Here is a 14468-nt window from a genome sequence, read left to right on the forward strand (position 1 = left end):
CACTGAGTTGAACCTTGGTTGTTTTCCTACTCGTTATTTGGCGGTTTAATCCTGCCGCTAACTTCTCGGTGACAACGGCGGCGAATTATAAGGATCATATTCAAAGGCGCAAGATCTTTTTTCACTTTTTTGTGCTGACTGCGCCTTTTTTGTTCGATCGTTTATTTATCGCCCTTCATCTGCTCGCTTTTTGCGCTATCCAGCTCTACTTCGTTCGATTGCGCTTGCTGCGCTGGCTTTACTGATGCTTCACCATCACAGTCATCGGTATCACCAACAACATGCTCTAACTTAATATTTTTAACAGTCCGGAACGTAGTGATAGGGCCTGAAATGGCATAAAGCATAAAAATAGAGAACAAAACTAGTGATGGCTCGGTGGCTACTATAACAAAAGCCAACACAATAGCTAAGATAGCAATAAATGAAACGCGTCCGCGCCAATCGACATCTTTAAACGAGTGGTAACGGAAATTACTTACCATTAATAGACCGGCAGCGATTGTAATAAAGGCAGCCAAATAATTAATGCTGGTTGGATCGATTTCATATTTACTACCCACCCATACTAAACCACTCACAATTGCGGCAGCACTAGGAATAGCTAAACCTTGAAAGTAACGTTTGTCGGCAGTGCCAAGGTTGGTATTGAAACGGGCTAAGCGTAATGCACCGCCAGCCACAAAGATAAAGGCAGCTAACCAACCTAATTTACCTAAGTCAGAGAGCGCCCAATTATACATTACTAATGCAGGCGCCATACCGAACGACACGATATCGGCCATACTGTCGTATTCGGCACCAAAAGCGCTTTCAGTGTTAGTCATACGAGCAACGCGTCCATCTAACCCATCAAATACCATAGCGATAAACACCGCCACAGCAGCAGACTCAAACATATTGTTCATTGACGCGACAATCGCAAAGAATCCTGAAAACAAACCGGCTGTTGTTAACAAGTTAGGCAATAAATAAATGCCTCGCGCTTTTGCGGTATTCGCTGTGTCTGATTTATTGGGCATAACGTCTTCGTCCTTTCAAAAATGGTCGCACAGCATAGCATAGCTTATATGGGGCAATAAATAGCCGAGTATTGTGGTACTCGGCTATTGTTTGTTTCACCCATTGCTGTTGTATGATTTACTGAGATATCACCAACCGCTCATTCTCTACATCTACTTTTATTAATTGTTGCGGCAGTAACTTACCCGCCAAGATTTGTTGCGCCAACGGATTTTCAAGCTCCTGTTGAATGGCTCGTTTCAGTGGTCGGGCACCAAACACTGGGTCAAAACCGGCTTTAGCTAAATGGGCTAAGGCAGCTTCAGTTAACTCCATACGGTAATCACGCTCAGCTAAACGTTGATATAACCGCTGCAATTGAATATTAGCGATGTTCTTAATATGTTCCTGGGCTAATGGATGGAACACCACGGTTTCGTCTACTCGGTTTAGAAACTCTGGACGGAAGTGATGTTGTAAAATACCCATCACATCTGCCTTCATTTCATCATAACTTTGCTGGTGAGCTTTTTCCTGAATAACATCAGAGCCCAAGTTCGATGTCATGATGATAACCGTATTACGAAAATCAACAGTGCGACCTTGGCCATCGGTTAAACGACCATCATCCAATACCTGTAACAAAATATTGAAGACGTCTGGGTGTGCCTTTTCAACTTCGTCTAACAAGACCACCGAATAAGGTTTGCGGCGTACCGCCTCGGTCAAATAACCACCTTCTTCGTAACCAACGTATCCTGGCGGTGCTCCCACTAAGCGCGAAACGGAATGTTTTTCCATAAACTCGGACATATCAATCCGTACCATGGCTTCATCAGTGTCAAACATGAAGTTAGCCAAAGCTTTGCACAATTCCGTTTTACCTACACCGGTTGGGCCTAAGAATAAGAATGAGCCAAGTGGCCGTTGCGGGTCGGATAAACCAGCACGCGATCGGCGAATAGCGTTAGCAACAGAAGTAACCGCTTCGTCTTGTCCTACCACGCGCTGGTGTAATTGTTGCTCCATCTGTAACAATTTCTCACGTTCTCCCTCAAGCATCTTGCTTACCGGGATTCCAGTCCAACGCGACAACACATCAGCAATCTGTTCGTCGGTGACTTTATTTTTTAGCAAGCTCATACCCTGCTCATCGGCTTCAGTTGCCGCTTTGAGCTGACGCTCAAGCTCAGGTATTTTGCCGTATTGCAGTTCAGACATACGATTAAGATCGCCGGCTCGGCGCGCTATCTCAAGATCTGTTTTGGCTTGCTCTAGTTGAGCCTTAATGTTTTGCTCACCTTGCACTACCGCTTTTTCAGCTAACCATACCTGTTCCAGCTCTTGGTATTTACGCTGCTGCTCGGTTAACTCCTGCTCTAGTATGGTAAGACGTTTTTTACTCGCTTCATCTTGCTCTTTCTGCAGCGCCTTTTGCTCTAACTGCAACTGAATGATACGGCGCTCGAGTCGGTCTAAATCTTCCGGCTTAGAATCGATTTGCATCCGAATGCTAGATGCAGCCTCGTCAATCAAATCAATCGCTTTATCTGGCAATTGCCGATCACTGATGTAACGATGCGAAAGCGTTGCGGCAGCCACAATTGCAGGGTCAGTGATTTGCACTGAGTGATGCACTTCGTAGCGTTCTTTCAAGCCGCGCAAGATCGCAATGGTGTCTTCCACCGATGGTTCATCCACCAGTACTTTTTGAAAACGGCGTTCTAACGCTGCATCTTTCTCAATGTATTGGCGATACTCATCTAGGGTGGTTGCGCCTACGCAATGCAACTCTCCTCGCGCCAGCGCTGGTTTGAGCATGTTACCGGCATCCATGGCGCCATCAGCTTTGCCGGCGCCGACCATGGTGTGAAGCTCATCAATGAAGAGAATAATACGCCCTTCTTCTTTACTTAATTCGTTGAGCACCGCTTTTAATCGTTCTTCAAACTCACCACGATACTTAGCACCAGCCAGCAAAGCACCTAGGTCAAGGGACAACACTCGTTTGTGTTTTAAGCCTTCCGGCACCTCACCGTTAACGATGCGTTGCGCCAAGCCTTCAACAATGGCAGTTTTACCTACACCTGGCTCACCAATTAACACCGGGTTATTTTTAGTGCGACGCTGTAACACCTGAATGGTGCGGCGGATCTCTTCATCACGACCAATCACAGGATCTAACTTGCCCGATTCTGCTCGTTCAGTTAAATCAATCGTGTATTTTGTTAGCGCTTGGCGTTTCTCTTCTGCGTTTTGATCATCCACAGCTTCTCCGCCCCTCACTTGTTCGATAGCTTGTTCAACCGCAGCTCTGGCGATTCGGTGGCGCTTGAAAATCTCACCTAAGGCACCCTTATCTTCCGTTGCAGCAAGCACAAATAGCTCAGATGATATAAATTGATCTTTGCGTTTCTGTGCATATTTGTCGCATAGATTTAACAGACTTGCTGTGGCTGGCGATACCTGAATATCGCCGCCGGTACCTTCTACCTGGGGTAATTTATCTAATGCTGCGGCTAAGTCTGAACGAAAAGCCGCCAAATCTACTTGCATTAACGTAAATAACGGCCGCAAGCTGCCGCCATCTTGTTGTAACAAAGCTTGCATTAAATGCAATGGCTCTATGTAGGCGTGGTCACGCCCTAGCGCCAAAGATTGCGCCTCTGCCACTGCCTGCTGAAATTTATTGGTTAATTTATCGAATCGCATGATAACCCTCTTAAAAAATCATTAATCCTGACATTTAATGTGGGTATTATTTCGACAAATTCAAGGGGGAAATTAAATTTTCCAGATTAACGTCGCTATTCGCCCACACAGTGGATTGCGGCGGTAAGAATAAAACCTTTGGTCTGAAAAGGTACAGCAACCGCTTTGAGTTATCTGTTCTACTCCTTGCTGAGCAAGAATTCGTTGCGCTAAAACAGGTAAATCAGCAAACCACTTACCTGCAATATGGGGACGAAAACTAATCTCATCAACAAGGCCTTGCGATAAAAATGGCTCGCGAACATCAGCACCTACCTCATAGGCGGTTGCAGAAATAGCGGGCCCGATCCAAGCTGTGAGCTGGCTTGCTGGCGTTGCAAAGTTAGCTAAGGTATTGGTGATAATCCCTTGTGCTAAGCCACGCCATCCGGCATGAATAGCGGCGATTTCTGAGCCATCGTTAGCTGCTATTAAAATGGGTAAGCAATCTGCAGTTAATATCGCACAGACTTGGTGCGCCTGATTGGTATAACTAGCATCGGCGTTCAGCCCCGTCATTGGCGTATCTGAGTGCAATGCTGAGAGGTTTAGCACACGAGTACTATGGGTTTGTTGTAGCCAACGAGGACTACTGGGTAAGGCTAATTGGCGCACTAACTGACGGCGCCGAAGCAAGACTTGAGCAGGATCATCCCCAACATGAACCGCCACATTACCCGGAGCTGCGGTTGTGGTAACCGCAGCTTTCACACCCGCAGGTAATGTCCAGTTAGGGATAAGCATGGTTAATCGATGGGAAACTCTTTACGATCTGCGCGCAGCACTGCCAGCAGCTCCACCATATCGGCCGGCGTTGGCGCATCCCAACTTAACCATTCACCCGTTATGGGGTGGTGCAACGATAGGCGTGCGGCATGTAACGCTTGCCGACGAAAGCCGCGGAGCATTTCCAGCAAAGGCTCGCCAGCTTTTTGCGGAGGTCGAGGCCGGCCGCCGTAAGTAAAGTCGCCTACTAACGGATGACGAATATGTGCCATGTGCACCCGTATTTGATGGGTCCGGCCAGTTTCTAAGCGCAGCCGCAAATGCGTGTGCGCACGAAACCGTTCAACCACTCGATAGTGTGTTACTGCCGGTTTGCCTAGCGCCACTACCGCCATATGCGTACGCTTCGTTGGATGACGGCCAATGGCTTCTTCAACAGTACCGCCAGCAGTCATGGGGCCGTTACACACAGCTTCATATTCGCGGGTGATTTCACGATTTTGCATGGCCGCAACCAAGTGTGTTTGCGCCGGAATGGTTTTTGCCACCACCATTAATCCGGTGGTGTCTTTGTCCAAACGATGCACAATACCTGCTCGCGGCACTTGATCGATAGCAGGAAAATGATGTAACAACGCGTTCAACAAAGTGCCATCCGGAGTACCGGCACCAGGATGAACAACTAAGCCCGCGGGTTTATTGATCACCATAATGTCATCGTCTTCGTAGACAATATCTAACTCAATCGGCTGCGCTTCAAAGCGTTTTACTTCAACTAGCACGCCATCGATTTCAATATCCATACCGGCCAAAACTTTTTCTCGCGGCCGATCGACGACCTCACCATCTATGCGTACTTGCCCATCAGTTATCCAAGTTTTTAACCGTGACCGTGAATAGTCAGGGAACATCTCAGCTACTGCTTGGTCCAAGCGCTTACCGTTGGCAGATTGTGGCACTGTGCCGGATAAAGAAATGTGTTCACTCATAAATTATAAATAGGACCTGTGAAAGCAGCCGTTGCTGCGCTAGAATGCATTGAATGTATATAGTGTACCTGTTTGGTCCGCTGCACCAAAGTTAAATCAACAGAGATTAAAAAAACTAATTATGAAATTACGACTTATTTTAGCTTGCGCAGCAGTAATTGCAGTTAGCGCATGCTCAGGAACACCTGATGACCAATTTGATGATAGCCGGCTAAGTGACGTAGAAAAAGGCTACGAGCGAGCTAAATCAAGTTTAGCGAACGGTAACATTAACAACGCGCTACAAATTTTAGAATCGATTAACATGCGCTATCCGTTCGGGCCATTGACGCACCAAATACAATTAGACCTAATCTACGCTTATTACAAGGTTGGTAATCTAGATAAAGCGTTGGCAACCATCGACCGCTTTGTGCGCTTAAACCCCAATCATCAAGATTATGACTATGCGCTATACATGCGTGGTTTAACCAACCAACGTACTGCCGAGAATACTATTCAAGAGTTTTTCGGAGTTGATCGTGCAGACCGCGACCCAACTAAAACTCGTGAAGCTTTTGATGATTTTGCCGAGTTGGTTCGTCGTTTTCCTGACAGTAAATATGCTGCAGATGCGCGCCAGCGTATGGTCGCTATTAAAAGCACCTTGGCTCAGTACGAACTTGCGGTTGCTCAATATTATGTGAAGCGCGAAGCTTTTTTATCCGCTGCTAACCGAGGTAAATACGTGCTGGAAAACTTCCCTGATACTGCCGAAGCTGAAACTGCACTTATCATTATGGCCAACTCATACGAGCAGTTAAATCTGGACCAGTTACAGCAAGATACAGTTGCTACCTTGCAGAAAAACTTTCCGAATAGCCGATACTTCCGCCGCGGTCTTGGGCAAGATTAAAAGCTATCGTCACTATAAAAAAGCCCTAGTCACTAACTAGGGCTTTTTTAATGCTTAACCAACCATTCTGCTAAACGGCATCTTCGTTTTCTTCGCCAGTACGGATCCGAATAACCCGCTCAACGTTGGTCACAAAGATTTTACCATCGCCAATTTTTCCAGTTTGTGCTGTTTCTAAAATAGTATCAATGCAACGGTCCACTTGATCGTCAGCCACTACAATATCAAGTTTTACCTTAGGTAAAAAATCGACCATGTACTCAGCACCACGGTAGAGTTCTGTATGGCCTTTTTGCCGACCAAAACCTTTGACTTCTGAGACCGTCATACCGGCAATACCAATTTCTGACAGAGCTTCGCGTACGTCATCTAGTTTAAAGGGCTTGATAATAGCTTCTATTTTTTTCATGGTTTGCTGCTGCCTTCTAATTGACGTTCTATTTCATAACGAAAATGGTTGGTAATTGGATACCGGCGATCTTTGCTAAAATTACGCGATGTAATTTTCGGTCCAACCGCTCCTTGCCGACGTTTGTACTCATTAATATCAACCAATTTGATCACACGCAAGACATCAGCCCGATCAAAACCACAATCGATAATAGCTGCTGCCGACCAATCTTGCTCAACATACAAGGTCAGAATTTTATCCAGCACCTCATAGGGCGGAAGGTTATCTTCATCCTTTTGATCCGGAGCTAACTCGGCCGATGGTGGACGCGTGATCACCCGCTCAGGAATCACCTCTTGCGCTTGGTTACGATAGCGAGCTAAAGCAAACACCAAGGTCTTAGGAATATCTTTCAAAGGCGCAAAACCACCACACATATCACCATACAATGTACAGTAACCTACCGCCAACTCGCTTTTATTACCGGTAGTAAGCACCAACGAACCGGTCTTGTTAGACAACGCCATCACAATCACTCCACGACTTCGCGCCTGCAAGTTTTCGGTGGTTGTGCCCAGCGCATCATCGCCAAATAACGGGCTCAGTTGCTGCATGAAACTATCATAGATAGGCTCTATGGCAACCACATCATAGTTTACGCCCATGCGCTCGGCTTGCAGTTGCGCATCGTCTTGGCTCATTTGCGACGTGTATTTGAATGGCATCATTACGGCATGAACTTGCGCAGCACCCAAAGCATCTGCTGCAATCGCTAAAGTTAGCGCCGAATCAATGCCCCCAGACAAACCCAAGGTGACGCCTTTGAAGCCGTTTTTCTGCACATAATCACGCACACTCAGAACCAACGCTTGATAAATCAGCGCCAGCGGCTCACTAGCGTACGGCCGCCAATCATCTATCCCACTAAAACCGGCGTCGGAGCTATAGCTAAGAGTCGCACAGCAAGGTTCGCAATGGGGTAACTCGGCCACTAACTCGCCGGTAGCTGAAAGCACCAACGAATGGCCATCAAACACCAACTCATCTTGGCCACCACAATTATTAACATAGATAACCGGACAAGCCTTCTCATGGATACGTTGTTGCAGAATGTGGAAACGCTGCTGATGCTTATCAACCTCGTAAGGTGAGGCATTTAACGACAACACCAAGTCTACCTTTTCGCGTTGTAGTGCCGCCCAAGGTTCGGCATGCCAAATATCTTCACAAATGAGCAAGCCAATGCGATAGCCCTGATAATCGAAAAAGCCTGTTTGATGACCCGGGATAAAGTAACGCTGCTCATCAAACACCCCGTACTGAGGCAAGCGTTGCTTGTGATAGCGTGTTAATAACTGACCTTGGTAGAGCACTGACACGCTATTAAAAAGCTCATTACCAACCCGTTGCGGATGCCCTATAACTACGACGCTGTGCTGCGCGGCAGTGGCAATTGTCGTGATAGCTTGTGCAACCAACTGTTCAAAGTCTTCACGAAACAATAAATCTTCCGGCGGATAACCGGTAAGAGCTAATTCTGGAAAGACAATGATGTCACTATCCTGATGAGCCTGCATGGTCGCCAAAATAGTTTTTAAATTTTGATTGAGTGCACCGACGGTAAAGTCTAATTGTGCCAGCGTTAACTTAAGTGGCCGCATTCATTGGTCTCTATAAAGTAACTAAATCGAGGTCGGCTATAATAGAGCAGCGTCGGCGTGTGCGCAAATAATCTGCGCTTTAGCGCCCTATTAGCCATACTTTCTCACTAAAGCACACTTACTCGGACTTGGGATCTGGCTCAAGCTCAGCTAACGTAAACTTCTGCCCAGCACTGGTTAGCACTAAGCGTTCACGCTGCTCACCTAAAGCATTAGTATACAACTCAGGCTCCGCAATCTCTGCCCATTGATACAACACATTGCGGTGCACCTTAGCCCAAAGTTCGCGACCACAATCCACATAAGGTACTTGGCCACGCATCTGTACCGGATGGGTTGTGGATAACGGGAAGCTTTCACCGATATTGGTAGTCACACCAATGACTTGGTCTTGTTGATGTTGCTGGCGTTGCCAGGTGGTGATCATAAAAGGAACATCAACTACGGTAATTTTGACTTTCTCAACGGGAGTTACCAAGAAATAATCTTCGCCTTCCTTCACTAGTACCGAGGCGAATAATTTAACCAGAGCTGCACGTTGAATCGGCGAACCAGAATAATGCCATTGCCCATGCTCATCAATTAGCATGGGCAACTCGCCACAATAAGGAGGGTTCCATAAATGGGTGGGTGCTTGTTGACGTTGTTCGAGCGATTTTAATAACTGCTCTAACTGCATATGCCCACCTCAATTCATTAATTAACTAACCGCTTCTGCCGCAATAAATACCAGAGCGTTGCTTCCGTGCGATTAGACACTTTAATGGCTTTGAAGATTGCTGATAAATGAACTCGAATGGTTCCTTCAGTAATACCAAGAATAGTAGCAATCTCTTTGTTTGATAAACCTTGTGCCAATAATTGCATGATTTCTAATTGGCGTGGCGATAAGAAATGTTCAGCACTACCTTGGCGCGCACCACTACCAGCTAGTCGTGATTCATCCGGCAAATAACGGTCGTTATTGAGCAACACTCGAATAGCTAACTTGGCTTCTTCTGCCGTGGCATCTTTAGGCAAATAGCTACGCACGCCGTTACTTAGAGCTTGGCGTACTTCAGACAACGGACGCGCCCAACTAAACAGCACAACATGCGCTGTCGGAGCCATTTTTTTCAGAGTTTGCAAAGTAGGCCGTACTTCTGCGTCAGGAATATCCATGTCGAAGAAGATCAGGTTATAGTCACTTTGATGGCGCAAATATTCCTGCGCTATCTCGAAAGATGGCGCTTCGTAAATGGCTAGGTCTTCAGAAAAACTAGTTAATACCTGAATTAGACCTGCCCGCACAAAAAATTGAGAATCGATAATGAGTATTTTCATGGCATACCACGTGCAGCAACATTTCCCTATTAATGAAGCTATTGTACACTGTTTAACGAATGTTTGAAGTTTCAGTGTTATTGAATTGTAAATATATGTAAAAAGTGCAAAGACCGCTGAAATGCTCTAAACAACAATAATTCTAATAACTAGCCGAGATGGCAATAAAACAGCCAACATTGGAGTAAATAATGACCATCCTTCGTTTATGCACAATTGTTTTATTTTTGTTGTGTACATCGGTAACAGCTAAAACAATACTCTTTACTAATGCAAACGGCTACACCCTTACCGGTGAACCAGGCACAGATGCGCAACTTAAGCAGTTTAATACCTTGCTTATCATTAACGGTAAAGTAGCCGCAGTTGGCGATTATGAACAACTGACCAAGAGGCTTAATCTAGCTGATATTACTAATCAAATTAATCTACAAGGCAAAACTATTTTGCCTGGACTCATTGACGCCCACGGCCATGTATTGGGCCTTGGCCAGAACTTGATGCAAGCAGACTTACGCGACGCGGCCTCGGAAACGGCAGCCGTTGCTACAGTTAACAACTTTGCTAAACAGAACCCGCAATTAGAATGGGTGATAGGACGCGGTTGGAATCAAGAAAATTGGCCAAGTAAAGAATTTCCGCAACGCAACAGTTTAGATGAGGCGATAACCGACCGCCCAGTCTATTTAACTCGGGTAGACGGCCACGCCGCGTGGGCGAATAGCAAAGCGTTAGAACTAGCTGGCATTACTGCTGCCACGGTAAGCCCCGAAGGCGGTGACATTATTCGTGATAGCAACGGTGAGCCGACCGGAGTATTGATTGATAATGCCATGGCTTTAATCGAACAGAAGCTACCGGCAGCGAGTATTGAACAAACTAAACAAGCCCTACAATTAGCCTTTGACCATTTGTTAGCGCAGGGTATTACCAGCGTGCATGATGCCGGTATTGACGCTTTGAACTTAAAAGCTTATCAAGACCTTGCTGCACAAAACATGCCCTTGCGAGTCTACGCGATGTTATCTGGTAGCGAGCCCAAGTTAGCTGAACTTTTAGCGCAAGGAGCTATTGTTAGCGATGACGATAAACTCACCGTTCGTAGCGTCAAGATTTATGCCGACGGTGCGCTAGGAAGTCGCGGTGCGGCGTTGCTCGAACCCTACTCAGACTCGCCTCATCAGCATGGTTTGATGGTTACCTCACAAGAAGACATGCGCGCTCTTTATCAGCTGATTATTCCCCATGGCTTTCAAATCAATACTCATGCCATTGGTGACCGCGCTAACCGTATCGTGTTAGATGAGTTTGCGCATGCCTTTGAACTCTTTGGCGGTGCCAACCTGCGCCATCGAATTGAGCACGCACAAGTGGTGCACCCGGATGATTTGGTGCGGTTCAAACAACTCAATATTATTGCATCGATGCAGCCTACCCATGCCACTAGCGATAAGAACATGGCAGAAGATAGGCTTGGTAAAGCCCGAATGAAAGGCGCCTATGCTTGGCAAACACTTGCCCAGCAAGGCACTATTATTGCCGCTGGCTCAGATTTCCCAGTGGAACTTGCTAACCCCTTCTTTGGTTTACATGCAGCCGTAACCCGCCAAGACCGTGATAACCAACCCCAAGGGGGCTGGTACGCTCACGAAAGCTTGACCTTAACGCAAGCGTTACAAGCTTTTACCTTAGATGCCGCTTATGCCGCAGGTCAGGAACAGATCCTTGGCACCTTAGAGCCGGGTAAATGGGCTGATTTCATTGTGTTGGATCATGATCCCTTTGCGCGTGATGCCGCTATACTATGGCAGAACCAAGTGCAAGCCACTTACGTTGCTGGCGAACGCGTGTATCACCAAGCAACGACCAAGTAAGTCATAAGGAAGGATGATAATGAGCCAAGCTGATGTACCGGAAAATTCTTTAGATATTAAACATGTTCGGCGCGATTACACGCAAGGCCGGTTAACTCGTGATTCGCTGCAGCAGGACCCGATGCAGCAATTTGCGAATTGGTTTCAAGCGGCCAAAGATCATCCTTCACAAACGGACCCAACTGCTTTTACTGTAGCCACCGTCAGCGCTGATGGGCAACCTCATCAGCGCGTGGTGCTGTTAAAAGAAGTGCGGACCGATGGCTTTGTGTTTTACACCAATTACAACAGTGCTAAAGGGCAAGACATTGCGCACAACCCCAAAGTAGCCATGCATTTTGCTTGGCTAGCGTTGGAGCAGCAAATACGCATTGAAGGGCATGCGGAAAAAATCAGTCAGGCAGAAAGCGAAAGCTATTTTTACCAACGCCCACGTGAGAGCCAATTAGGCGCTCTGGCCTCTAGCCAAAGTAGCCCCATTGCAAGCCGCAGTGAATTAGAGCAGCACTATCATCAACTCACCGAGCAATATGAAGGAAAAACCATTCCCATGCCTGCGCATTGGGGCGGCTACCTGATTAAGCCGCAACGCTTTGAATTCTGGCAAGGCGGCCGTTATCGCTTACACGACCGCTTTGTTTACCAGCTGGGCAAGCATGGCTGGAACGTCCAACGCCTGCAGCCTTAAAGGCATGGCGGCAAGTCTAAACCTAGCTTGTCGCCCAATTTAGCCAACTGGTGTAACAGTTGAGGGCTATATTCTATGCCCTGTTGTAGTTGCTGTTTTCGCCGTGCCAGCGCACCTTCCCCCGGAATTCGAACCGGCTGGGATGCTGTAATCGGCGTACATTGATGAATCCCATCAACCAACGCTTGCGCTTGCGCCTGAAATGCTTCTGAAGCGCCCAAAGCACTTGGGTCGATCACTTGAATCCACACGGTATTGGCATCCAGACCCGCTTGTTCCTGATGTCGTCCCCATTGACTCAAGGCGAGCGTCCACAGTTCGCTAAATAAATTCAACCCTGAGCCTTTATAACCTAACAATTCACCACCTAAACTGGCCAAAACACTGGGCGGATCTTGCACAAAGGTAGCAGGATCACAGGTGTAATCACCCGCAGCAGTAATCAACGCAGGATACGGCAGCTGTTGTTGCTCCGCCAAGGCTTTACGAACCTTACCGGCGGCGGTCATGGATAAGCTCACATCAAACAGGACCGGATCGCTCAGCGTTGGTGCCCCGATCGCAAAAGGGTTTGGTGAAAACCAAGCTGATTTAGCGCCATGTGGCGCCACCACCGCTTGCCCAGGCGTGGCACACATCATTTGAATCAGCATGCCGGCAGCTACCGCCTGTTCTAAATACACAGCCAAAGCGGCAACATGTTGGGTACGGCGCACCAACACAGTGCCGGTTCCATAATCACGCGCCATCGCGATGGCTCGAGCCACTGCTTGCGGCATCACGTATAGCCCCGAGAGCAAGTCGGCATCCCACAATTCCAGCGCACCGCGTTGACTTATCACTCGCGGCTCACCGCTTGGTTTAGTCTGGCCCTGTTGCAAACAATCAACATTGTATTTTAAGCGCATCAAACCATGGGTCCGAAACCCCAGCAAGTCGGCAGCAACCAAGTGCTGAGCCATAGCTGCAGCAACAGGTTCAGTGGCTCCAGCCTGTTGCAAGCACTGTTGCGCCCAAGCTTGCATTAATTTTGCATCGATTCGTGGATTTTTTTGCTCTGTCATGCGGTTCTTCGTTGTAAATTGATGTGAGTTGGTTAAGCTTATCAAACAAATGACAAGAGGAGTAAATGTGTGTCAGCAACAACATCAAGACAAAGGATTGGCGTGCTCACCAGTGGTGGTGATGCCCCCGGCATGAATGCCGCATTACGCGCCGTAGTTTTAGCCGCTGAGCATTATGATATGGAAGTTATTGCATTTCGTCATGGCTACGAAGGCTTGTTAAACAATGAATATTTATCGCTAAAGGCAGCAGATGTCCTGCACGTCTTACAATATTCAGGAACCATCATTAAAAGTGCCCGCTGCCCGCGGTTCAAAGAAGTAGCAGCAGCGCAATTAGCAGCCGAGAATCTTGATGCTCTGGGGCTCTCTGCGCTGGTGGTGATTGGTGGCGATGGTTCGTTTCGCGGTGCTGAACATTTGAGTCAGTATTGGCAGGGCCAAATTATTGGGGTGCCAGGCACCATCGACAACGACTTGTATGGTACCGATGCCACCATTGGCTATGCCACCGCGGTCGCAATTGCCATGGATGCCTTGGATAAAATTCGCGATACGGCCGATGCGATGGATCGGGTATTTATCGTTGAAGTCATGGGACGTCATGCTGGCTTTATTGGTTTAAGCAGTGCCATGGCTGCTGGTGCAGAACGGATGATTTTACCAGAGCTGCAACGCGATAAGCCGCTAACGGTGGCGGCCTTAGTTAAACATATCAAGCGCGTAGAAGCGGTGCGCGGCCCTGGCAGTTATGTGATGGTGCTTAGCGAACATCAATGGCCAGGCGGTGCCGTAGCCCTATCGGAACAACTCGAAGCAGAGTTTGATATGCCGTGCCGACCTTGTTTGCTGGGCCATATTCAACGTGGTGGTGCGCCGGCTCCCAGTGATAGAATTTTGGCATCGCAATTGGGTGTGCATGCCATCGAATTGATCTTACAAGGCGCCACGCGCGTTATGGCAGGGATCAAAGCGAATCAAATGGTGGCCGTGCCACTGGTAGATACTTGGACCAAGAAAAACCCGCTGGATGAGAATTTATTACGAATTCAACATGAGATTTTTAATCCAGTAAAAAAGAGTGCTAACAAGCCGTCGCAATAG

The 14468-nt window shown here is 47.4% G+C and carries 13 protein-coding genes; 4 read left to right on the plus strand and 9 right to left on the minus strand.

Translation table 11 applies throughout. From position 1 onward, the window contains the following. Positions 1-161: 161 nt before the first annotated feature. The 4 genes from pssA to rluD all read right to left on the minus strand — a co-directional run bounded on the left by pssA (position 162) and on the right by rluD (position 5468). Positions 162-1022: a CDP-diacylglycerol--serine O-phosphatidyltransferase gene (gene pssA / locus ACQ661_RS08725; protein WP_153826141.1), complete on the minus strand. Its 861-nt coding sequence runs from the start codon at positions 1020-1022 to the stop codon at positions 162-164. A gap of 118 nt (positions 1023-1140) precedes the next feature. Beyond that, positions 1141-3714 carry an ATP-dependent chaperone ClpB gene (clpB, locus tag ACQ661_RS08730; protein ID WP_431668172.1) on the minus strand — a complete coding sequence of 858 codons (2574 nt, stop codon included), beginning with the start codon at positions 3712-3714 and terminating at the stop codon, positions 1141-1143. A gap of 72 nt (positions 3715-3786) precedes the next feature. Continuing rightward, positions 3787-4497: a peptidoglycan editing factor PgeF gene (gene pgeF, locus ACQ661_RS08735; protein WP_431668173.1), complete on the minus strand. Its 711-nt coding sequence runs from the start codon at positions 4495-4497 to the stop codon at positions 3787-3789. Positions 4498-4499: 2 nt separating this feature from the next. Next, on the minus strand, positions 4500-5468 hold the full coding sequence (gene rluD / locus ACQ661_RS08740) for a 23S rRNA pseudouridine(1911/1915/1917) synthase RluD (RefSeq protein WP_110076154.1): 969 nt from the start codon (positions 5466-5468) through the stop codon (positions 4500-4502). A gap of 121 nt (positions 5469-5589) precedes the next feature. On the opposite strand from rluD, the gene ACQ661_RS08745 reads away from it, so the two are divergent. Continuing rightward, positions 5590-6363, plus strand: a complete 774-nt coding sequence (locus ACQ661_RS08745) for an outer membrane protein assembly factor BamD (protein WP_153826145.1) — start codon at positions 5590-5592, stop codon at positions 6361-6363. Between the two features lie 70 nt (positions 6364-6433). Here the strand turns inward: ACQ661_RS08745 and glnB are convergent, their stop codons facing one another. From glnB to ACQ661_RS08765, 4 genes are all read right to left on the minus strand, one after another. After that, the gene (glnB, locus tag ACQ661_RS08750) at positions 6434-6772 is read right to left on the minus strand and encodes a nitrogen regulatory protein P-II (RefSeq protein WP_110076152.1); all 339 of its coding nucleotides are present in this window, start codon (positions 6770-6772) and stop codon (positions 6434-6436) included. Further along, positions 6769-8415 carry an NAD+ synthase gene (locus ACQ661_RS08755; RefSeq protein ID WP_313933032.1) on the minus strand — a complete coding sequence of 549 codons (1647 nt, stop codon included), beginning with the start codon at positions 8413-8415 and terminating at the stop codon, positions 6769-6771. The genes glnB and ACQ661_RS08755 overlap by 4 nt, the downstream gene beginning before the upstream one ends. A 118-nt stretch (positions 8416-8533) precedes the next feature. Then, positions 8534-9094: a DUF1285 domain-containing protein gene (locus ACQ661_RS08760; protein ID WP_153826147.1), complete on the minus strand. Its 561-nt coding sequence runs from the start codon at positions 9092-9094 to the stop codon at positions 8534-8536. A gap of 17 nt (positions 9095-9111) precedes the next feature. Beyond that, a complete protein-coding gene (locus ACQ661_RS08765) occupies positions 9112-9738 on the minus strand; it encodes a LuxR C-terminal-related transcriptional regulator (RefSeq protein ID WP_153826148.1) in 627 nt (208 codons plus the stop codon). 191 nt (positions 9739-9929) lie between these two features. Here ACQ661_RS08765 and ACQ661_RS08770 point away from each other — a divergent pair, with 191 nt between their 5' ends. Further along, entirely contained in the window at positions 9930-11612 is a 1683-nt protein-coding gene (locus ACQ661_RS08770) for an amidohydrolase (protein ID WP_431668174.1), read from the plus strand. A gap of 19 nt (positions 11613-11631) precedes the next feature. Further along, positions 11632-12300 carry a pyridoxamine 5'-phosphate oxidase gene (pdxH, locus tag ACQ661_RS08775; RefSeq protein ID WP_153826150.1) on the plus strand — a complete coding sequence of 223 codons (669 nt, stop codon included), beginning with the start codon at positions 11632-11634 and terminating at the stop codon, positions 12298-12300. Here the strand turns inward: pdxH and ACQ661_RS08780 are convergent. After that, positions 12297-13364 carry an Ldh family oxidoreductase gene (locus ACQ661_RS08780; protein WP_153826151.1) on the minus strand — a complete coding sequence of 356 codons (1068 nt, stop codon included), beginning with the start codon at positions 13362-13364 and terminating at the stop codon, positions 12297-12299. The genes pdxH and ACQ661_RS08780 overlap by 4 nt on opposite strands. A 69-nt stretch (positions 13365-13433) precedes the next feature. Here ACQ661_RS08780 and ACQ661_RS08785 point away from each other — a divergent pair, with 69 nt between their 5' ends. Beyond that, a complete protein-coding gene (locus ACQ661_RS08785) occupies positions 13434-14468 on the plus strand; it encodes an ATP-dependent 6-phosphofructokinase (protein ID WP_162014547.1) in 1035 nt (344 codons plus the stop codon).

It is taken from the genome of Pseudidiomarina sp. WS423, from assembly GCF_050750165.1.
GTDB classification, from domain to species: Bacteria; Pseudomonadota; Gammaproteobacteria; order Enterobacterales; family Alteromonadaceae; genus Pseudidiomarina; species Pseudidiomarina fusca.